Origin of the sequence: Aeromonas sp. R3-1 (assembly GCF_040908345.1) — a bacterium.
Taxonomy (GTDB): domain Bacteria; phylum Pseudomonadota; class Gammaproteobacteria; order Enterobacterales; family Aeromonadaceae; genus Aeromonas; species Aeromonas veronii.
This window is the reverse complement of the sequence record NZ_JBFODN010000104.1, coordinates 34,710-54,239: the sequence shown is the minus strand read 5'-3', so window position 1 is coordinate 54,239 and position 19,530 is coordinate 34,710. Positions and strand designations below refer to the sequence as shown.

General features: G+C 57.8%; 19 protein-coding genes. 18 read left to right on the top strand and 1 reads right to left on the bottom strand.

Features of this window, described 5'->3' with window-relative positions; translation table 11 throughout:
• Positions 1-53: 53 nt before the first annotated feature.
• Positions 54-977 carry a 1-aminocyclopropane-1-carboxylate deaminase/D-cysteine desulfhydrase gene (locus AB5Y85_RS06710; protein ID WP_150390160.1) on the bottom strand — a complete coding sequence of 308 codons (924 nt, stop codon included), beginning with the start codon at positions 975-977 and terminating at the stop codon, positions 54-56.
• Between the two features lie 87 nt (positions 978-1,064).
• Here AB5Y85_RS06710 and AB5Y85_RS06705 point away from each other — a divergent pair, with 87 nt between their 5' ends.
• From AB5Y85_RS06705 to AB5Y85_RS06620, 18 genes are all read left to right on the top strand, one after another.
• Positions 1,065-1,928, top strand: a complete 864-nt coding sequence (locus tag AB5Y85_RS06705) for an MSHA biogenesis protein MshI (RefSeq protein ID WP_257687250.1) — start codon at positions 1,065-1,067, stop codon at positions 1,926-1,928.
• On the top strand, positions 1,928-2,521 hold the full coding sequence (locus tag AB5Y85_RS06700; protein WP_005348605.1) for a PilN domain-containing protein: 594 nt from the start codon (positions 1,928-1,930) through the stop codon (positions 2,519-2,521). The genes AB5Y85_RS06705 and AB5Y85_RS06700 overlap by 1 nt, the downstream gene beginning before the upstream one ends.
• Complete coding sequence (locus AB5Y85_RS06695) at positions 2,521-3,168, top strand: MSHA biogenesis protein MshJ (RefSeq protein ID WP_204382501.1); 648 nt, start codon at positions 2,521-2,523, stop codon at positions 3,166-3,168. Before AB5Y85_RS06700 ends, AB5Y85_RS06695 begins: the two co-directional genes overlap by 1 nt.
• On the top strand, positions 3,161-3,490 hold the full coding sequence (locus tag AB5Y85_RS06690; RefSeq protein ID WP_236320268.1) for an MSHA biogenesis protein MshK: 330 nt from the start codon (positions 3,161-3,163) through the stop codon (positions 3,488-3,490). The genes AB5Y85_RS06695 and AB5Y85_RS06690 overlap by 8 nt, the downstream gene beginning before the upstream one ends.
• A 70-nt stretch (positions 3,491-3,560) precedes the next feature.
• On the top strand, positions 3,561-5,228 hold the full coding sequence (gene mshL, locus AB5Y85_RS06685) for a pilus (MSHA type) biogenesis protein MshL (RefSeq protein ID WP_257687249.1): 1,668 nt from the start codon (positions 3,561-3,563) through the stop codon (positions 5,226-5,228).
• Between the two features lie 92 nt (positions 5,229-5,320).
• A complete protein-coding gene (gene mshM, locus AB5Y85_RS06680) occupies positions 5,321-6,211 on the top strand; it encodes an MSHA fimbrial biogenesis protein MshM (protein WP_257687248.1) in 891 nt (296 codons plus the stop codon).
• Entirely contained in the window at positions 6,208-7,302 is a 1,095-nt protein-coding gene (locus AB5Y85_RS06675) for a tetratricopeptide repeat protein (protein ID WP_257687247.1), read from the top strand. Before mshM ends, AB5Y85_RS06675 begins: the two co-directional genes overlap by 4 nt.
• Positions 7,303-7,376: 74 nt before the next feature.
• Entirely contained in the window at positions 7,377-9,086 is a 1,710-nt protein-coding gene (gene mshE, locus AB5Y85_RS06670) for an MSHA fimbrial ATPase MshE (RefSeq protein WP_139438632.1), read from the top strand.
• Positions 9,087-9,089: 3 nt separating this feature from the next.
• Positions 9,090-10,310 carry a type II secretion system F family protein gene (locus AB5Y85_RS06665; RefSeq protein WP_069528448.1) on the top strand — a complete coding sequence of 407 codons (1,221 nt, stop codon included), beginning with the start codon at positions 9,090-9,092 and terminating at the stop codon, positions 10,308-10,310.
• An 88-nt stretch (positions 10,311-10,398) separates the two neighbouring features.
• A complete protein-coding gene (locus AB5Y85_RS06660) occupies positions 10,399-10,860 on the top strand; it encodes a hypothetical protein (RefSeq protein ID WP_005340030.1) in 462 nt (153 codons plus the stop codon).
• Positions 10,861-10,937: 77 nt separating this feature from the next.
• Positions 10,938-11,609 carry a prepilin-type N-terminal cleavage/methylation domain-containing protein gene (locus AB5Y85_RS06655; protein WP_213387933.1) on the top strand — a complete coding sequence of 224 codons (672 nt, stop codon included), beginning with the start codon at positions 10,938-10,940 and terminating at the stop codon, positions 11,607-11,609.
• 14 nt (positions 11,610-11,623) lie between these two features.
• Entirely contained in the window at positions 11,624-12,097 is a 474-nt protein-coding gene (locus AB5Y85_RS06650; RefSeq protein WP_100654690.1) for a prepilin-type N-terminal cleavage/methylation domain-containing protein, read from the top strand.
• A gap of 60 nt (positions 12,098-12,157) precedes the next feature.
• A complete protein-coding gene (locus AB5Y85_RS06645) occupies positions 12,158-12,652 on the top strand; it encodes a prepilin-type N-terminal cleavage/methylation domain-containing protein (protein WP_257687246.1) in 495 nt (164 codons plus the stop codon).
• Positions 12,639-13,199 (top strand): prepilin-type N-terminal cleavage/methylation domain-containing protein, encoded by a 561-nt coding sequence (locus tag AB5Y85_RS06640; RefSeq protein WP_257687245.1) that lies wholly within the window; start codon positions 12,639-12,641, stop codon positions 13,197-13,199. Before AB5Y85_RS06645 ends, AB5Y85_RS06640 begins: the two co-directional genes overlap by 14 nt.
• The gene (locus AB5Y85_RS06635; protein WP_257687244.1) at positions 13,199-14,128 is read left to right on the top strand and encodes a PilW family protein; all 930 of its coding nucleotides are present in this window, start codon (positions 13,199-13,201) and stop codon (positions 14,126-14,128) included. The genes AB5Y85_RS06640 and AB5Y85_RS06635 overlap by 1 nt, the downstream gene beginning before the upstream one ends.
• Before the next feature lie 37 nt (positions 14,129-14,165).
• On the top strand, positions 14,166-14,591 hold the full coding sequence (locus AB5Y85_RS06630) for an MSHA biogenesis protein MshP (RefSeq protein WP_257687243.1): 426 nt from the start codon (positions 14,166-14,168) through the stop codon (positions 14,589-14,591).
• Positions 14,591-18,256 carry a DUF6701 domain-containing protein gene (locus AB5Y85_RS06625; protein WP_257687242.1) on the top strand — a complete coding sequence of 1,222 codons (3,666 nt, stop codon included), beginning with the start codon at positions 14,591-14,593 and terminating at the stop codon, positions 18,254-18,256. The genes AB5Y85_RS06630 and AB5Y85_RS06625 overlap by 1 nt, the downstream gene beginning before the upstream one ends.
• Before the next feature lie 204 nt (positions 18,257-18,460).
• Positions 18,461-19,501, top strand: a complete 1,041-nt coding sequence (locus AB5Y85_RS06620; protein ID WP_005340051.1) for a rod shape-determining protein — start codon at positions 18,461-18,463, stop codon at positions 19,499-19,501.
• The last annotated feature ends 29 nt before the right edge of the window (positions 19,502-19,530 follow it).

Sequence of the window (19,530 nt, the reverse complement as noted above, 5' to 3'; positions counted from 1 at the left end):
GGGGCGACCCTCTGTTGTTTGCGGTGCTGTTTGCGGTTGCCGTCAGGCAGGGATTACAGTCGGCCCTGCTCCCGCAGCCCGGCGAGCCCTTGCATGCCGCCAGTGTGGATAAAGACGATTCTGCTGCCGGGGGCGATACGGCCCGCCGCCAGTTCGCGAAACAGACCCCACATCGCCTTGCCGCTGTAGATAGGCTCAAGGGGCAGATCGGTCGTGGCGCTGAAATTCTGCACCCACTGCCAGAGGTCCGGGCTGAACTTGGCATAGCCACCATCGTGGTGATCGAGCGCGATGCGCCAGCCGGGGATATTGGCAGCCGCAGGATGGAGGCGACACACCTCGTCAGCGATAAAGCCGCCACCTTTCAGTACCGCAATGGCGAGGATCTGCTCCCGATCCCGTTTGCCGGCGATCAGGCCCGCCAGAGTGCCGCCGCTGGCGCAGGGCAGTACCCAGAGATCCGGCGAGAAGAGCACTTCGCCGACCAGTTCCGCCACCCCGGGGATGGCCAGCGGGCTGCTACCCCCTTCCGGCACGATCAGGGTATCGGGGGCATCGAATTGGGCCAGCCAGCCGGGATCCTGCCGTCGCCGGTAACTCTGGCGGTCGACAAAAACGAGATCCATGCCCCAGTGCCGGGCATCCCGCAGGGTAGAGTTACTGACTGCGTCATATTCGCCCCGTATGATACCGGTAGTACGAAGACCAGATTGGCACCCCGCTGCCGCCAGCGCGTGGATATGATTGGAGTAGGCGCCGCCAAACGAGAGCAGATGCCGTTTGCCGTGCTCTTTGGCATGCAGCAGGTGGTACTTGAGCTTGCGCCACTTGTTGCCGGAGATGGCCGGATGGATCAGGTCATCCCGCTTGCACCACAGCTCGACGCCATAGCGGGTCAGCAACGGATGGTGGAGGCGTTGCAGGGGGGAAGGGAGGATGGCTTGACCCTCTGACTCGGCGGAAAGGTTGGCTTGCAATGGTGAGTCCGTCTTTTAATCTGGAGGCTAATCTGCTGTTTATGTTAATATTTCATACATTTAATCACTATTGATGGGCGGGCTTACATGAAACAACTGTTCAGACGGTCGACGCCAAGCCGCCAGGTCGGGCTCTTGCTGGCCAATGACAGGATCATGCTGGCTGCGGTGGGGAATCCCCCCGTCTTCGCGACGCGCACCATCAACGGCCCACAGGAGTGGGCAGTGGCCATGAACGAGCTGTTCAGCCGTCATGGGCTGGCCAAGTCTACGGTGCGGGTGGCCCTCGCCGCCAGCCTTTATCAACAGATCCAGATCGACAAGCCTGCCGTGCCTGACGCCGAGATGGCGGGGGCGCTCCCCTGGGCCATCAAGGATTATGTCAGCGAACCCGTGCTGCAACTGGCGATGGATTATGTGGACTTGCCCACCCCGCCTGCCGGTCGCCCTCGCATCAATGTGATTTGCTTGCCCAAGAGCCGGGTTCAACAGCTGGCCGATGCCATCAATGGCATCGCTACCCTGCAATCCATCATCAGCGACGAATTGGCGCTCACCTCTCTCTATGACGCGGATGACACGGTGCGCATGCTGCTGTGGCAGCCCAAGGGGCAGGATCTGCAACTGCTGGTCTTCCATCAGGGCGGGCTCTGCTTTTCTCGCCAGCTGCGCGGTTTTACCAGCCTGACTGGCGAACATGAACCGGACAGTATGTTGCTCGATTCGCTGGCGCTGGAGATCCAGCGCTCCCTCGACTATCTGGCGGGCCAGCTGAAGTTGCCCGAGCTGGGGCAGATGCAGTTTGCCGTCGCCTCGCCCTTTATCGGTACCCTGGTGCGCCACATGGAGCAGACCTTCGGCTTTGCCGTCTCGGCCATGGCCAACAAGGGGGTGCTGGCTGGCGTCGAATACCTCTCGGCCTATGCCGCCGCCATCGGGGAGGATGCGTGATGAAACGTCAGATAAACCTCTATGGCGCCGAGTTTCGTCCCAAACGGCAGTGGGCCAGCCTCAATCAGATGGCGCTGGTATGGGGCTTTGCGCTGCTGCTGATCCTGTTGACGGGGGTCGGTTACAGCTGGCAGCAGCAGCAGGTCAGCCGGGCGCTGGCGCAGCGCTCTGCCGAGCTGGAACTCAAACGCAGTGAGGCGCAGCGGCTCGATGCCGAGCTGGCGCGCCATCAGGCTGATCCCCGGTTGCAACAGCAACTGGTCAACAAGCAGGATGAGCTGACGGCCAAGCAGGGGCTGATGCGCCAATTGGGCAGCCTGACCCTGCAAAAATCCCAGGGCTACGCCAGCGTGATGGCGGATCTCTCCCGCATTCGCAACAGCAACCTCTCGTTGCAGCGCATCGAGATCAACGAAGGGCGGATCAACCTCTCCGGCTTTGCCGGACGCAGTCAGGATGTGCCGGCTTGGGTCAACCGCTTCAAGCAGACCCCGAGTCTGGTAGGCAAGGAGTTTGGTGAACTGACCCTCGGCCGTGACAAGGAGGGTCGCCTGACCTTCCAGTTGAGCGGCATTGCGCGGGAGAAACCCTGATGAACCTGAAAACACAATGGCAGGCATGGGGCCAGCGTATCGCCGTGTTGAGCCAGCGAGAGCGGGTGTTGATCCTGCTGACTGGTCTGGTGCTGCTGGGCGCGGCCGGACTCTACGGCTGGCTCGATGGCGCCGATACTCGCCTGCAGCAGGATCGCATGGCCCTGAGCGCCGCCGAGCGCGACCTCGAGATCATGGAGCTGGAAAACCTCGGCAAACAGGCCCGGCTCAAGCGGGATCCCAATCAGGGAGTTCGCGACCAGCTGGTGCAGGTCGAGGCGGATCTGGCCCGGATCGACGATGAGCTCAAGGCCCAGACCGTCGATCTGATCCCGGCGCACGAGATGCCGCTGGTGCTGGAGGCGCTGCTCTCCCGCTCCGCCAACCTTCACATGCTGGCCCTCAGTTCGCTGGAGCCGACCCCGCTGATGGCGGGGGAGCAGAAGGTCAATCTCTACAAGCATGGTATCCGGCTTCAGCTTGAAGGCGGCTATTTCGATGTGTATCAATATCTTAAAGCGCTGGAAGCCTTGCCGCGTCACTTCTACTGGAAGCAGTTCGACTATCAGGTCAAAGCCTATCCCGGCGCGGTGGTGGAGATGGAGATCTACACCCTGAGTACCAGCAAGGAGTTTATCCGTGGCTAGAGTGTTTGCGTTGTGCTGTTGCCTGTTCAGCTTGCTGGTACAGGCGGAGCAGGTCGAAGTATTGCAGGATCCCACCGCGCCGCTGGTGGATGTGGCGGTTGGCGCCCGTGCGACCGGCGAGAGCAGCGCCGGTTTGCCGAAGCTGCAGAGTGTGGTGCTGGGCAATGGCCCGGCACTGGCGGTACTCAATGGCAAGAGTTATCGGGTCGGACAACAGGTGGACGGCTATACGCTGGTGGCCATCAATGCCGATGCCGTGGTGCTGGAAAAGGCGGGAAAACGCCATGCGGTAACACTGTTTGCCAGCAAGATCCGGGTTTGAGTCGTGCTTGCCTCTCGAGAGGTGAATCGGCTTTATCGAGTTTAATTGCAAGTCAGGGTGCCCTAATTACATGAAAAAACACCGTCTCTGTCTGATCACCGTGGCCATGATGGCTGCAGGCTGTACCACGTATCAGCACCCCGAGCCGACCCAGGCGAAGGATGCTCTCAAACAGGCCATGAACGAACAGCAGAAACAGGCTGCCCCTCTGACCGCGTTGCCCAAATCGGTGCAAAGTGAATTGCTGCAGCTGAACCGGCCGCAGATGCCGGTCGGCATGCCGGAGAAGCGGCTGCGTATCGCGGCTCACGATGTGGAGGCGGTGGAGTTTTTCGGTTCCCTGTTCAAGGGCTCCCGCTACAGCGTGGCGGTTCACCCCGGGGTGGCCGGGCTGGTCTCCGTCGAGCTCAAGGATGTGACTCTGCCAGAGGTGCTGGCGGTGGTGGGCGACATGTACGGCTTCGACGTGCAGCGCAAGGGCAATGTCTTCCATATCTATCCGGCGGGTCTGCGTACCGAAACCATCCCGGTCAACTACCTGATGATGTCCCGTCGTGGCCTCTCCCGCACCTCGGTCAGCACCGGCGGGGTGACGGCCAATGACAGCAATAACAGCAGCGACAGCAGTTTTGACAGTGCATCGAACAACAACAGCACCAATAACTCCTCCGGCAACAACTCGAACGGCGACAGCAGCAATGGCACCCGTATCGAGACCGATACCAACAGCGACTACTGGACCGATCTGCGCGACTCCCTGCAGACCCTGATTGGCACGGGTGATGGTCGTGCGGTGATCACCAGCCCGCAGGCGGGTCTGGTCACCATTCGCGCCTACCCGAAAGAGCTCAAGGCTGTGCGTGAATTCCTGAATCAATCCGATAGTCACCTCAAGCGGCAGGTGGTGCTGGAGGCGCGGATCATTGAAGTTGCCCTCAACGAAGGGTATGAGCAAGGAGTGGACTGGAGCGGTCTCTCCGCCAGCTGGGATGGCAACAAGGGGATTACCGGTGGCGGTTCACTGGCCAATACCCAGTTACCCACCACCCCTAATCAGATCTTCACTGCACTGGGTGGCGGCGCCGGTTTCAAGGTCTCTGACGGCAACTTCAATGTAGCGGTCAACCTGCTCAAGACTCAGGGCGATGTGAATACCCTCTCCAGCCCCCGTGTCACCGCGACCAACAACCAGAAGGCGGTGATCAAGGTGGGGACGGACGAATATTTCGTCACCAATGCATCGACAACAACCGTGAGCACGACGAGCGGTGATCGAACAACTCCCAATGTAGAGTTGACCCCTTTCTTCTCAGGTATTTCTTTGGATGTAACACCACAGATCGATGAAGAGGGGAAGGTGCTGCTGCATATCCATCCCTCCGTTATCGATACTGAAGAGCAAACCAAGACCATAAAGGTGACAGACAGCGATACGCTGGTGTTGCCGTTGGCGAAAAGCTCCATTCGAGAGTCCGATACCGTGGTGCAGGCCAATAACGGTGACATTATCGTTATCGGCGGCCTGATGAAGACCGACAAGCAGGAGATCGTCAGCAAGGTGCCGCTGCTGGGGGATATTCCCTGGGTGGGTGAAGCCTTTACCAACCGCCGCGAGAGCACCAAGAAGGTGGAGCTGGTGATCATGCTCAAACCGACCGTGGTGGAGAAAGATACCTGGCAAAACGAGCTGCAACGCTCCTCCGAGCTGCTCGACAAGTGGTATCCGGCCAAGGGCTGACCCATGACACCAGATACGGTCACCCTTATCCCGAACGGCCTGTGCTGCCTTGCCAGCACAGGCTGCTTGCTCGCTGTGGCAGGCGAGGTCTCATGTACCTGACCCACTTCGGCCTGCAGGAGGCACCGTTCAGCCTCACTCCCAATACCGGCTTCTACTACGGCCTGCCGCCTCACGAAGAGGCGCTGCAGGTGCTGAACTGGGCGCTGGCGCAGGGGGAGGGCTTTATCAAGGTGACCGGCGAGGTGGGTACCGGCAAAACACTGCTCTGCCGCAAGTTGCTCAGCGAGCTGGGTTCGGAAGCGCGTCCGGTGCGGCTTGCCTGGTTGCCCAATCCCCACCTCACTCCGGCCGAACTGCGCATCGCACTGGCGCTGGAGCTGGGGTTGGCGGTACGGGATCAGAGCGAGCTGGATCTGACCGATCGCATCCATCGTCACCTGATCAGTCTGCACCAGCAGGGCAGTCGGGTGGTGGTGCTGATCGACGAGGCGCAAGCGCTGCCGGACGAGACCCTGGAGGCGATCCGCCTGTTCGGCAATCTCGAGACCGAATCGAGCAAGCTACTTCAGATCGTGCTGTTCGGCCAGCCGGAGCTGGATGCCAGACTGGCCAAGCCGCATCTGCGCCAACTGCGCCAGCGGATTGGCTTCTCCTACTGCCTGCGGCCGCTGCGTTTTGACGAGACCCGCGCCTATCTGGAGCACAGATTGCAGGTCTCCGGGTATCGCGGGGCACCGCTGTTCGCAGGTCGAGCCATGCGTCTGTTGTGGCGAGCATCGCGAGGGATCCCGAGACTTATCAATATCCTGGCGCAGAAGTGTCTGATGCTGGCCTATGGTCAGGGTGGGCGCCAGATCGATAGCCGTCTGGTCCGGCTCGCCATTCGCGATACCGATGATGCCAGCCGCTTTGCACCACGGCGCTGGTGGCCCCTGTTACTGTTGCTGGGGTGCGCCCTGGCTTATGGAGTCTGGCCATGAGTGTTATCAACCAGATGCTGAAAGATCTGGATCGGCGCCAGCAAGGATCCGAAGGTGCTGCCGTCTATATTGCCCCTGCGCGCCAGCAGGGATGGTGGATGTTGCTGCTGACCCTGATCTGCGGTCTGGCACTGGGGATCCTCGGCTGGCGAACCTGGATCTACTGGCAGCAGACCCATACCGTGACGGCTGCCAGTGAAGTGATCGCCCCCGATGCGGTGACTCCCGATGTGGTGGCAAGGGCCGCCGCGCCAGTCAGCCCGCCCGAGCCGGTCGAGGTGGCGGCCGCGCTGCCGTTGCCAAGTCAGGATGAGGTGAATGATGAGGCAGGCGAGAGTGACTCGAATAGCATAGCCGACGGTGCGCCCTTTGATGCCTCCAGCGATGTTGACGAGACGGAGCCGACCGATGAAGAGCTGCAGCCCGAGCTTTACGCCGAACTGGCGGCAGAGCAGCAGGCAGTCGCCAGCGCGCCGCGCAAACCGAGCGTATTGAAGATCGAGACGGTGGAGCTGTCGGCCAAGGAGCTGGCGGCACTGGCGGAGCGCAAGGCGACTACCGCCATGGCCAAGGGAAGCCTGCGGGATGCGCAGGACAACTACTATCAGGTGCTGGCCCACGATCCCTACAATCAGGGGGCGCGCGAGCAGCTGGCGGGGCTGCTCTACGGCGAGGGCCGTCTGACCGAGGCGCGTCAGCTGCTGGAAGAGGGGATCCGGCTCGATCCCCAACAGGCCGATTTTCGTCTGCTGTTGGCCCGCCTTGCCATCAGCGAGGGGCAACAGCAGCAGGCGCTTGGCTGGCTGTCCGGCTATCAGCCGGATCTCGCCAGCAACATGGACTATTACGCGACCTGGGCCGGGCTGACTCAGGAGCTGGGCCAGAATGCCGATGCGGCGGCGCTCTATGTGAAGCTGCTGCGTCAGCAGCCGGATCAGGGCCGCTGGTGGCTTGGTCTCGGCGTGGCCGAGGATGGTCAGGGTCACAGCCAGCGGGCGCTCGATGCCTATCGCAACGCTTTGTTGCACGGCAACCTCGGCGAGGCGTCGACCAACTGGCTGGAACAACGAATTGGCCAACTAACCCCCTGATAAACAGCAGGTTCGATTAGCAAAGCCTAATCGGATGCGGCAACGGGTGTGAAGTAACAGAGATCGGAGCAAACATGGCACAACCCAGACTGAAAATGCGCCTCGGCGACCTGCTGGTACAAGAGCAGATCATCTCTGATGATCAGCTGCAGCTTGCCCTGCAGCAGCAGCGTCAGACCGGCCGCAAGCTGGGCACCACTCTCATCGACCTCGGCTTTATCAGCGAGGTGCAGCTGTTGCAGTTTCTCGCCCGCCAGCTGGATGTGCCCTTCTTCGATCTCAACAACCTCACCATCGACGCCGCCGCGGTGCCGCTGCTGCCCGAAGTGCAGGCGCGCCGTTATCGGGCGCTGGCGGTCAACCTTACCGACGACAAGGTGACGGTGGCCATGTCGGATCCGGCGGATCTGAGCGCACTGGATGCCATCGCCGCCCTGCTCAGCCCGCGCATCATGGTGCTGGCGGTGGCGAGGGAAGGGCAGCTGCTGGAGTATTTCGACCGCCTCTATCGCCGTACCCGCGAGATTGAGAGTTTCGCCGAACAACTGCAGGAGGAGTATCAGGACTCCGGCTTCGAGCTGGGCTCCAGTAACCTAGGGGCTAACGATGAGGGGGAGGCGACGGTGGCCAAGCTGCTGCGCTCCCTGTTCGAGGATGCGGTGCAGGTGGGGGCGTCGGATATCCACATCGAACCGGACGAGAAGGTGCTGCGCATTCGCCAGCGGATCGACGGCATCCTCCACGAGAACATCCTCAACGAGGTGCGCATCGCCCAGGCGTTGGTGCTACGCCTCAAGCTGGTGGCGGGGCTCGATATCTCCGAGAAGCGCTTGCCGCAGGATGGTCGCTTCAACATGAAGGTGCGCGGCCGCGATGTGGATGTGCGGATGTCCACCATGCCGGTGCAGTATGGTGAATCAGTGGTGATGCGTCTGCTGGATCAATCCTCCGGTATCCTGTCGCTGACCGAGACCGGCATGCCGCCTGAGATCCTGACCCGTTTCCGTCGCCAGCTCAAACGGCCACACGGGATGATCCTGGTGACCGGCCCCACCGGTAGCGGCAAGACCACCACCCTCTATGGCGCGCTCTCCGAGCTCAACCAGTCCAGCAACAAGATCATCACGGTAGAAGACCCGGTGGAGTATCGTCTCTCCCGTGTCAATCAGGTGCAGGTCAACCCCAAGATCGGCCTCACCTTCTCCAACGTGCTGCGCTCCACCCTGCGTCAGGATCCTGACATCCTGCTGGTGGGGGAGATGCGGGACAACGAGACGGTAGAGATCGGTCTGCGTGGCGCAATCACAGGTCACCTGGTGCTGACCACCCTGCACACCAACGATGCGGTGACCAGTGCCTTGCGCCTTATCGACATGGGGGCGCCCGGCTATCTGGTGGCGAGCGCCCTGCGGGCGGTGGTCGCCCAGCGGCTGGTTCGGCGGGTATGTGAGCACTGCGTTGAGGAGAAGGCGCCCGACGAAGGGCAGGCCACCTGGCTCACTGTACTCTCCGGCGAGGCGCTTGGCCAATACACCTATCACAAGGGCCGGGGTTGCCAGAGCTGCAACTTTACCGGTTATTCCGGCCGGATCGGGGTCTACGAGCTGCTGGAGCTGGATCAGCCGATGATGGATGCCCTGCGCCGCAACGATGCGGAAGGGTTCGCCAAGGCGGCCCGTCAACACGAACACTATCGGCCGCTGGCCCTCACAGCCCTCGATTATGCCCGTCAGGGGATCACCTCGGTGGACGAGGTGCTGCGACTGGCCGAGGATTTGGGGTAAGCGATGGCTAACTTTGCCTACAAGGGGCGTGACAGCCAGGGCAACGCCACCAGTGGCGTGGTAGAAGCGGCCAACGAGATGGCGGCCGCCGAGCAGCTGATGCGCCGTGGCGTGATGCCCACCGAGCTCAAACCGGGCAAGGCCAAGTCCGCCGCCATCGACTGGTCACTGTTGCTGGAAGGGGGCGTCAAGCTGGACGAGCTGGTGATCTTCAGCCGCCAGATGTATGCCCTGACCCGGGCCGGGATCCCGATCCTGCGTGCCATTGCCGGGCTGGAGGAGAGCACTCACAGCAAGCCGCTCAAGCGGGCGCTGCACTCGCTGGGGGAAGATCTTGGCAACGGTCGCCCGCTCTCCAGCTCGATGCAAGCGCACCCCAAGGTATTCAGCAGCCTGTTTGTAGCCATCATCCATGTGGGTGAGAACACAGGTCAGCTGGAAGAGGCCTTCTTGCAGCTCGCCAACTATTTCGAGCTGGAGCTGGAGACCCGCAAGCGGATCAAGACCGCCATGCGCTACCCCAGCTTCGTGATGATCGCCATCGGTATCGCCATGGTGATCCTCAATATCATGGTGATCCCGGTGTTTGCCGGCATGTTCGCCAAGTTCGGGGTGGAGTTGCCGCTGGCGACCCGCATTCTGCTCGCCACCTCGCACTTTTTTGTCAACTACTGGTGGCTGCTGCTCGCCATTCTGGCGGGGATGGTGTTCGGTTGGCGCCGCTGGGTTGCCACCACCAAGGGCAAGCTGACCTGGCACCGTTGGCAGCTCAAGTTGCCGATCGTCGGCACCATCATAGAGCGCTCCCTGCTGGCCCGTTTTGCCCGCAGTTTTTCCATGATGCTCAAGGCAGGGGTGCCGCTGAACACCGCGCTGACCCTGGTGGCCGATGCGGTGGATAACGCCTATATGGCGGGGCGAGTGCGGGATATGCGCGCCGGTATCGAGCGGGGCGAGAGCCTGCTGCGCACCGCCAGCAGCAGCGGCCTGTTCACCCCGCTGGTGATGCAGATGATCGCCGTGGGTGAGGAGACAGGTCAGGTCGATGACCTGCTGCACGAAGCGGCCGAGTATTACGAGCGGGAGGTGGATTATGACCTCAAGAGTCTCACCGCTCGGATCGAGCCGATCCTGATCGGGATCGTGGCGGTGATGGTGCTGATCCTGGCGCTGGGTATCTTCACTCCGATGTGGGACATGATGCGCGCTGTTCGTGGCAAGTAATCTTGCTGGAACTTGATATCTTCACGCCTAGGTGGTGGGACATGATGCGAGCCGTAAGAGGCAAGTGATCGGTGGAGTCGAGGGCTGGATGAGCAGACAGACGCAGCAGGATGATCGCTGGCTGACCGGATATCGGCGGATCGCCGTGATCATCCTGTTGATGGTGATTGTTGCTACGTTGGTGCGTAGCTATCAGGGGCACCGGGAAGAGGCGCAGCAGCTCACCCTCACCCTGCTGGGGGAGCAATTTGCCGAGCGGGCACAGCGTTTGCACGGCATTTGGCTCGATGAGCGGCGCCCGCAGACACTGCATGTCGCTGGCAAGGGGTGGCAGTTTGATGCCCGAGGGTGGCCCCTGGGGCTGGTGCCGCTGCAATCCCCTTCGGAAAATTGCCGCCAGTTGTGGCTGGCACTGATGGGTGAGACGAAGGGGGGCATGCCTCCCCTTCAGGTTCTGGCCCGCCCCGATGGCAGTGGTTGCGAGATGGGGTGGGATGGTTATTGGCTGGTTTATCAGTTTTCTGACGGGCGGGTGATGAAAAAGCCTTGAATGAAACTAATCATATGACCCAACTACATGATTTTTTTGGGCCTGCATGAAATAATGCGGGGCATTACGGAGGGAGCATGACAATGAAACCAATGGCACCATCAATGCCGGAAAACGGGATGAGGAGACGGTCTGCCGGCTTTTCCCTCATTGAGCTGGTGATCGTTATCGTGATCCTGGGGATCCTGGCGGTGACTGCACTGCCGCGCTTTCTCGATGTGACTGACGAAGCGAAAAAGGCCAGCGTGGAAGGGGTCTCTGGCGGTTTTGCTACCGGCGTTTCACTGGTGCGGGCGCAATGGGAGGCGGAAGGTCGCGCCAAACAGGACAGCCTCAATACTGTGCTCTATGACGGTAGTCGCTTCTATCTGACCACTCCGACCGATACCCAGATCAGCAACGGCGAGCTGTCGCCCGGCTATCCGATGGATACCGTTGCCAGCGGTAATCCCGATGTGGATCCGGCTAATCTGACCGCCGAACGTTGTCTCAATATTTGGGAGGGGTTACTGCAAAACCCGCCCAAGGCTACGGCCAGCTTCAATGAAGTGCGCGGTAGCGGCAATGACCTGAAATACTATGCAACAGTGAGCAGCAATGGACTGGATTCGGTCTGCCGTTACTATTTGGTCAATAGTTTGAGTAAGGGCAGTGATGGCAAGTATCAGGATCCGCAAGGCAAGACTGATGCATTTATGAGTTTCAGTTACCGTCCGGCGTCCGGTCAGGTGACCACAAATATTAATTAACAGAGGAAAGTGAAATGAAAAAACAGGCGGGTTTTACCCTGATCGAACTGGTTATCGTGATCATCATTCTGGGTATTCTGGCGGTCACCGCTGCACCCAAGTTCCTGAATCTGCAGGATGATGCAAAAACGGCAGCGGCAAGCGGAGTACTGGCTGCAGTACAGAGCTCTTCTCAACTGGTATACAGCAAAGCTGCGTTGGAAGGGTTGGAAACTGCGTCTTCTGGTGCTGTATCGAGCTCTGATGGCACAACTATTCAAGTTGTGTATGGTTATCCCAAGGCATCTGCAGACGGTATTGAACAAGCTGTGACTATTGATGGTTCCTGGAAAGGCGTGTCAGCTTCTTCTTCCACATTCCGTTTTGCACCAAACGATGCGAAAGAAAAGTCTGATTGTGTTCTTTACACTCAAGCCACCTCTACTACACCCGCTAAAGCGGAATTGGGTAAATTCGACGCAACCAATGCATGTGTTGTAACCCCATAATCCATAATGTTAAAGCGAGGCTTGGGCCTCGCTTTCTTCTTTCCACCTATGAGAAAAACCATGCCTGCAACCAAGGGCTTTACCCTGATTGAACTGGTACTGGTGATCCTGTTACTCGGGATTCTGGCCGCCTTTGCCGTGCCCAAATGGCTGGGCAAAGGCGGCTTTGAAATTCAAACCGTGCGTGACGAGCTGCTGACCCGCCTACGGTTGGTACAGACCGTCAATATGCATGAGCCAGCCAACCGTTGTACCCAGCTGGTGGTTGCCTCTCCCCGTTTTGCCCACCGTACTTATGCGGCGTGTCCCGCCAGCGATGACCTGGATACCAGTAGTGGCTGGACTCCCCCGTTGGAGACCCGTGGTCGACTGGTTACGCCCTCTGCCGGTATCTCCATCTCCCTTGATAACAACAACCGCTTCGTGCTGCGTTTCGATCAGATGGGCAGACCGCTAGGCAGCTGCGCCACCGGTTGTACCTTGCTGGTGAGTGATGGTCGCGAAACCAGCCGTATCCAGATTGAGTCAGAGGGATATATCCATGAGATCCCTTAAGCGTGGTTTCACCCTGATTGAGCTGATCGTTGGCATAGTGCTCCTGGCGGTGGCTTTGACCGGCATTTTGGGGTTGCTTATCAATCAGGCGCCGCAGGCGGTAGACCCGGTGCAGCAGGTACGCGCCGCCCAGCTGGCCCAGCGCCTCTCCGGCGAGATCTTGCAAAAGTCGTTTGATGAACATTCGGATCATAACGGTGGTCGTTATCGTTGTGGCGAGCAGGTGGCAGGGGTGACCATCTCTTCCTGCTCCACCAGTTATGGCCCGGATGGCGAGCCCGCATCCTATGCCTATAACGATGTGGATGATTTCGATACCGCAGGTAACTGGGTGGATGCCAACACCCTGACCCAGACTGCGGCGGGAGTCAGCAGCGAGGAGTATCGCAACTATCAGGTGAAAATTGCGGTGAGCGGTTCCGATTTCAGCGATGGCACCTTCAGGAGTTGTGCCGCGCCCTGCTCTGTGGGCAAGCGTATTGATCTGCAGATCAAGCTACCGGATCAGAGCGTGCTCGACTTCTCCTTCTACCGGGGGAACTACTGATGGATCGCTCCGCTGTCGAGTGTTGCCTGTCTGCCAGAATATCAGCGCCCCTAGCCAACTCCGGCGCCAGATTACGCCTGGCGGCCAATCGAACCTACCGCAAACCTCGGGGTAACCGTGGCTTTACCCTGGTCGAGCTGGTGATGGTCATCCTGCTGCTCGGGATAATGGCGACCTTTACCAGCCAGTTTATCGGTATCGGTACTCAGATTTATGGCGATGCCAGCAGCCGTGAGCAGCTGATGAGCGATGCCCGCTTCGCCATGGAGCGGCTTAACCGCGAACTGCGCGATGCGGTGCCGGGATCGGAGCGGATCGAGACGACTGGCGGGGCATGGGTCGACTCCGGTGCCTGTCTGCGGTTTTGGCCCATCAGCACCTCCAGCCGCTATCTGGCGCTTAACCGTGCTATGTCGGGGAGCACGGCCACCCTTGAGCTGGTGATGGCGACCCCGGCTTCTGCTGCCAACCCACTGGATGTGGATGCCACCGCCGTCAAAAAAAATGATCAGCTGATCGTCTTCCCTGTGCCGGACAAAAATGCCGGTTCGCTCACGGCTGGCTGCGATTATGGCCGCTGCGTAGCCAGGGTCACGGATGTGCTGACGCCCGTATCCGGAGCGCAAACCATCCGCTATACCAGTGCCGAGAGCCTGGCTGGTCTCTCTCCGGGCAGCCGGGTCTACTTTGCCAACCAGCAGGTACGTTACTGTGTGGAAGGAAACACGCTGATCCGTGCCACTGCCCCCATTGGAGCATCCTTACCTGCACAAGGCGTATTGATGGCCGATTCCCTTCGTATTGGAACCTTCTATCGGGAAACCTCGGCGTTTAACGCCGAAGGGGAGTTTGGCATGCGCTTTGTCTTCGAGCGCAAGGGGGAGTCGGTCACCTTCAACCACAAGATAGAGGTGTTCAATGTGCCCTGATCCACAGGCTTTCGGACGGATGCGAGGCAGTGCCTTGATGATCGCCCTGTTTGTGATTGTGGTGATGGCACTGCTGGCGGCTGCCATGGGCCGTTTTCTGGTCGATAGCGGTGAGAAAAATACCGTGGAGGTGCGCAGCGTGCGGGCCCTGCTGGCCGCCCAGAGCGGGCTGGAAGTGGCGCTTTATCGGTTGTTCCCCAAGCGCACGCTTGCCCAACCGACCCCCCCAGCGGTCTGCCTGGCAAGCAGCCCACTGAGCTTTGCCAGCAATCCAGGGCTGACCAACTGTCAGGCTGTGGTTCGTTGCGCCACGGTGCCGGTGACCTACAACGGATCTGTGACCAATGGCTATCGTCTCGAGAGTGTCGGAACCTGTGGCAGCTCGGACCTTAACAGTGCCAACCCTGATTTTGCCGTGAGCCGAACCCTGATGGTCGAAGCTTATGATGGAGGAACTCCCTGATGCGCAATTTATTTCTGATCATTTGCTTATACATCATGGTTTCACCAGTTTGGGCTGCAATTGATTGCAACAGCATTTTCCCCGGACCAATTCAAAGCTATTCGAATACCGGTGAGCTTTATATGCAAAACAATGCAAAGGTCGAAAATTATAACAGTCTTGATGTGTGCTTTAAATCGGTAAAAGGATATGAGTGGGAAATGAATCCTCAGGCCTGTGGTGCTGGTAAATGTGAAATAACAAAAAAACCAAGTTTATCAAGAACACAGCCGACTTTGCTTGTAAGCTCTGATGCAAAAAATTATAAGATAGCTCCTGAAACTGTGCCTGATGTAGTACTTGGAAATACTGTCGGTTATGGAAAGTCGGCAGGGGCAGGTAGGTGGGATCTAGGTAGTGTCACTCTTAATAAAGGTTCCATGAGTGTTTCAGATACATATTCAACCTATGTTATTAAAGGTATGATTTTATATGAGAACTCAACGGTAACATTAAAAGCTGGAAAGTCATACATTATAGACGGTGACCTCTATATAAATTCTGGCTCGGTTTTTATCGCGGGTGTAGAGGCAACTACGTTATACATTAATGGTCGTTTGACTATTGAAAACGCATCAATGTTGTCTGGGTTAACCTCTCTTGATGTATATGTAAAAGAAAATATTATATTGAAAGGAGATGCCCAAGCACAAGGAAGCTATTATGTCGCAGGAGATGCGGTGTTGCAGGAGCAAGTTGTATTAACTGGGCGTCTTAGTGCAAAAAATGTTACAATGCAAAGTAGTAGTAAAGTTATATATGATGATGGTCAGCCAAAACTGCAATGCTTCAATGATAATTTTGATTCATCATCACTCAAACCAGAATGGGTGGTAAAAACCAGTAAAGGGTCATTTTCCCCCTCAATTAAAGAGGGGCGTTTGCGTTTAACTGAAAATAAGAATGACCAAGCTACCTCATTGACTTACCTTAAGTTATTTCCTGCTGCTAATAACTTGGTGACGGTAGAGTTCGATCATTCCGCTTATGGTGGCACTGGTGCAGATGGTATTGCCATGGTGTTGTCAGACGCCAAGATAACCCCTCAACCGGGGGCATTTGGTGGACCGCTGGGGTATGGCCATAAAGGCAGTGCTGCACCCGGATTCGCAGGTGGCTGGTTGGGTGTCGGCATTGACGAATTTGGTAACTTTTCTGCAGAAGGCGGTAGTAATAATCAACCTCGCCGAAATAATTCAATTGCTATTCGAGGTTCTGGCTCTGCTACAACTGGATATCGCTATCTTTATGGTTCACCGACCTTGAACCCGTCGATCCACAATGGCAATAATTACCCTAATCCCCCCCATCGCTACCGTTTGACTGTAGATTCCCGTTCGGGAAATAAAACCATGGTGTCAATAGATCGAAATACTGGTGCTGGTTATGCAGCAGTGCCTGGGATACCTACATTTGATGCTACCGCTAATGGTTTAGGTCAGTCACCTATACCAGAAAACTTTTACCTTTCGTTCACCGGCTCAACAGGTGGCTCAAACAATATACATGATATTGATAACGTAAAAATATGTGCATTGAAAGTGAATCCGGTTGGGGTTCAAGTACATCATTTCGAATTCGCTCATTCAGGGCAGGCAATCACCTGCCAGCCTGAAGAGATCACAATTAAAGCTTGTGCCAATGAGGATTGTTCACAACTAATGTCGGGTACTGTTACGGCAGCGCTCACTCCTAACCCCTTTACGAATGGTGGTTGGTCGTCAGGTAGTGGTTTAAATAACGTGAGTAATGGTGTTGTCACTATAACTGGCGGCACCACTAAGGTGATGCTAAGTAATTATTCGGCCAGTTCCATCACTATGGGCGTGTCCAGCTCGACTCCGCCACTGCGGCCGCAGAGTGATACCTTATGTCGGTCCGGTTCATTGGGGCCTGCTAAACAATATTGCACGCTCCCGTTTGCCGATGCTGCACTGCGTTTCAATGTCCCCACCTTCTATGCCGGTACCTCGGGAGTCACCTCGATCCGCGCCATCAAATCAAACGATGTGGGGGCGACCAAGGTATGCGTGCCCTTACTGACTGGTGATCAGACTCTCCAATTTACCTCGAGCAAGGTCGTCTCTGAGAGCAGCACTGCCGTGCCGACGGTCAATAGCACCACGCTCGCGCCATCAGGAAACGTTAAGGTCGCGTTTAACAGTGATGGGGTGGGTCAACTGACCGTACAGTACCCGGATGCGGGTGTGTTGCGACTGGATGCTACTTTCCAGAAGAATGATGTCACCGGCACCCTCAAGCTGACCGGTAGTGATACGGTTGCTGTGATTCCTAAAGCGATCGCACTCCAGGCACAAGGACAAAGTGGCTGCTCGGGCAGTAACGACAACACATATGCAGCATGCCCTGTCTATCGTAAAGCGGGCGAGTCCTTTACTCTGCAAGCGCGAGCCCTGAATGAGCAGGATCAGCTAACCCCTGGCTTTGCGACCAGTAATAAGGCGATCTCTTGGGCGCTGTTAGCACCGGCAGCTGGCGGCACCGGAACATTTTCGCCGACAGCGATCACGTTGGCGAGCGGGGTAGCAAACGTGACGGCGAATTGGTCTGAGGTCGGGGTGATCCGGTTAGGCGTCAGCAACTTTGTGCCTTATCCCACTTATCAGGATGAATCTCCCCAACTTGAGACAATGCAACGTTTGAGCTCGCCCATCGGTCGTTTTGTCCCTTGGGATTACAGTTTGAGTAATGGCTTTATCACGCCTGCCTGCAATGCCTTTACATATATGAGCCAGCCCTTTGCCAGCGGTTTTGTCCTCACTGCACGCAATCTGCAGAAAGGGACGACAGAAAACTATAAGGGGGCGTTCGCTAAAGGGGTTGCTGAGATGGTGGCTGCCAATGCTCTGGATGGGGTTGCGCGTGACAAGCGTATTACACTATCTCCCTCGCTCAGCTGGGCAAGTGGTATTGCGAGCGTTAATCAGCAGTCACCTTTGGGGCTGAATACCCGCTTTGATCGTGCAGCGAGTCCAGAAGCACCTTTCGCCACGTTGAGCTTTGGTCTCAAAGTCGATGATAAGGATGGCGGCAATACACTGTTGGCTAATCCAAATATGAATACTGCTGTCGCTGGGACATGTTCCGGATCGGGGTGTAATGCGGTGCTGCTGGGTACTCAAAAGCTGTTGTACGGCCGCCTGCAGGCGGGCACGGCGGCGGGTCTTGCCTCGGCGCCGCTGGCCATTCCACTGCAGATGCAATATTACGAAGCGGGCAACTGGCTGCAAAACAAGGAAGATCAATGTACCCAGCTCTCTTTGGCCAATCAGGGGTTCACTTTCCTCAATCCGAGCCACACCTTTGATGCGGCGACTCGCGAGCTGAATCTGGGGGCGGGTCGCAAGATAAAGTTGGGGTTGGGCAGTTCTGCACCAGGTGGGGATGCTGCACTGGCGAAAGACGGGGAGATCCTGTTCCACTTTGCCAAGCCGGACATCTCGGTGCGCATCCCCTACAAGGTCGAATTGGCAAAACAGCCGTCGCAGCCCCTCTGGTTGTCTGACCCAACGAGTGCCAATGACGGCAACCTGCAAGGTGAGGCCATTTTCGGCTCCAGCCGGGGTAATGACAGAATTATTTATCGGCGCGAAGTATTGCATTGAATGAAGTGAAAGGGGGGTTGGCTCAACAGCATCCCCCTAAATCCTTGTTTATTAGTGTTTGCAAGCGTGTGCGAGTGAGTGATGACTCGCATTTTTGTCGCGCCTGATTGATTGGCGACAGTTTGAGCGCTTGCCCATTGGGGTGGGCATTGGTAAAGTTAGCCGGTTTTCTGCACCTCCAAATTCTTAGGATTTCCCGTAGCCATGTTCAAAAAGCTCAGAGGCGTCTTTTCCAACGATCTGTCGATCGATTTGGGAACTGCCAACACCCTGATCTATGTAAAAGATCAAGGGATCGTCCTTAACGAACCCTCAGTTGTCGCCATTCGCCAAGAGCGCGGGAACGCCAAATCGGTCGCTGCTGTCGGTCATGCCGCCAAGCAGATGCTGGGCCGTACCCCGGGCAACATTTCCGCAATCCGCCCGATGAAAGACGGCGTGATCGCCGATTTCTACGTGACCGAGAAGATGCTGCAGCACTTCATCAAACAGGTTCACGACAACAACTATTTCCGCCCCAGCCCGCGTGTGCTGGTGTGTGTACCGTGCGGTTCAACTCAGGTTGAGCGTCGCGCCATCAAGGAGTCCGCACTGGGCGCCGGTGCCCGCGAGGTCTACCTGATCGACGAGCCTATGGCTGCTGCCATCGGTGCCGGCCTGCCGGTGTCCGAAGCGACCGGTTCCATGGTGGTCGATATCGGTGGTGGTACCACTGAAGTGGCCATCATCTCCCTGAACGGTGTGGTCTACTCCCAGTCCGTCCGTATCGGTGGCGACAAGTTTGACGAGGCGATCATCAGCTACGTCCGTCGCAACTACGGCAGCCTGATCGGTGAAGCGACTGCCGAGCGCATCAAGCACGAGATCGGCTCCGCCTATCCGGGCGAAGAGGTGCGCGAGATTGAAGTCCGTGGTCGCAACCTGGCCGAAGGTGTACCGCGCAGCTTCACCCTCAACTCCAACGAAATCCTGGAAGCGCTGCAAGAGCCGTTGTCCGGTATCGTGGCTGCCGTCATGGTGGCGTTGGAGCAGTCTCCGCCGGAACTGGCTTCCGACATCTCCGAGCGCGGCATGGTGCTGACCGGTGGTGGCGCACTGCTGAAAGATATCGACCGTCTGCTGATGGAAGAGACCGGCATTCCTGTCGTCGTGGCCGAAGATCCCCTCACCTGTGTGGCCCGTGGCGGCGGCAAGGCGCTGGAGTTGATCGATATGCACGGTGGCGATCTGTTCCACTACGAATAAGACCCAAAGCCGGCCAGCGTGCCGGCTCT

What these genes read in the sequence shown, in the direction of transcription:
- AB5Y85_RS06705 (WP_257687250.1), top strand. Translation starts at nt 1,065, where the DNA reads ATGAAACAACTGTTCAGACGGTCGACGCCAAGCCGCCAGGTCGGGCTC.
- AB5Y85_RS06700 (WP_005348605.1), top strand. Translation starts at nt 1,928, where the DNA reads ATGAAACGTCAGATAAACCTCTATGGCGCCGAGTTTCGTCCCAAACGG.
- AB5Y85_RS06695 (WP_204382501.1), top strand. Translation starts at nt 2,521, where the DNA reads ATGAACCTGAAAACACAATGGCAGGCATGGGGCCAGCGTATCGCCGTG.
- mshL (WP_257687249.1), top strand. Translation starts at nt 3,561, where the DNA reads ATGAAAAAACACCGTCTCTGTCTGATCACCGTGGCCATGATGGCTGCA.
- mshM (WP_257687248.1), top strand. Translation starts at nt 5,321, where the DNA reads ATGTACCTGACCCACTTCGGCCTGCAGGAGGCACCGTTCAGCCTCACT.
- AB5Y85_RS06675 (WP_257687247.1), top strand. Translation starts at nt 6,208, where the DNA reads ATGAGTGTTATCAACCAGATGCTGAAAGATCTGGATCGGCGCCAGCAA.
- mshE (WP_139438632.1), top strand. Translation starts at nt 7,377, where the DNA reads ATGGCACAACCCAGACTGAAAATGCGCCTCGGCGACCTGCTGGTACAA.
- AB5Y85_RS06665 (WP_069528448.1), top strand. Translation starts at nt 9,090, where the DNA reads ATGGCTAACTTTGCCTACAAGGGGCGTGACAGCCAGGGCAACGCCACC.
- AB5Y85_RS06660 (WP_005340030.1), top strand. Translation starts at nt 10,399, where the DNA reads ATGAGCAGACAGACGCAGCAGGATGATCGCTGGCTGACCGGATATCGG.
- AB5Y85_RS06655 (WP_213387933.1), top strand. Translation starts at nt 10,938, where the DNA reads ATGACAATGAAACCAATGGCACCATCAATGCCGGAAAACGGGATGAGG.
- AB5Y85_RS06650 (WP_100654690.1), top strand. Translation starts at nt 11,624, where the DNA reads ATGAAAAAACAGGCGGGTTTTACCCTGATCGAACTGGTTATCGTGATC.
- AB5Y85_RS06645 (WP_257687246.1), top strand. Translation starts at nt 12,158, where the DNA reads ATGCCTGCAACCAAGGGCTTTACCCTGATTGAACTGGTACTGGTGATC.
- AB5Y85_RS06640 (WP_257687245.1), top strand. Translation starts at nt 12,639, where the DNA reads ATGAGATCCCTTAAGCGTGGTTTCACCCTGATTGAGCTGATCGTTGGC.
- AB5Y85_RS06635 (WP_257687244.1), top strand. Translation starts at nt 13,199, where the DNA reads ATGGATCGCTCCGCTGTCGAGTGTTGCCTGTCTGCCAGAATATCAGCG.
- AB5Y85_RS06630 (WP_257687243.1), top strand. Translation starts at nt 14,166, where the DNA reads ATGATCGCCCTGTTTGTGATTGTGGTGATGGCACTGCTGGCGGCTGCC.
- AB5Y85_RS06625 (WP_257687242.1), top strand. Translation starts at nt 14,591, where the DNA reads ATGCGCAATTTATTTCTGATCATTTGCTTATACATCATGGTTTCACCA.
- AB5Y85_RS06620 (WP_005340051.1), top strand. Translation starts at nt 18,461, where the DNA reads ATGTTCAAAAAGCTCAGAGGCGTCTTTTCCAACGATCTGTCGATCGAT.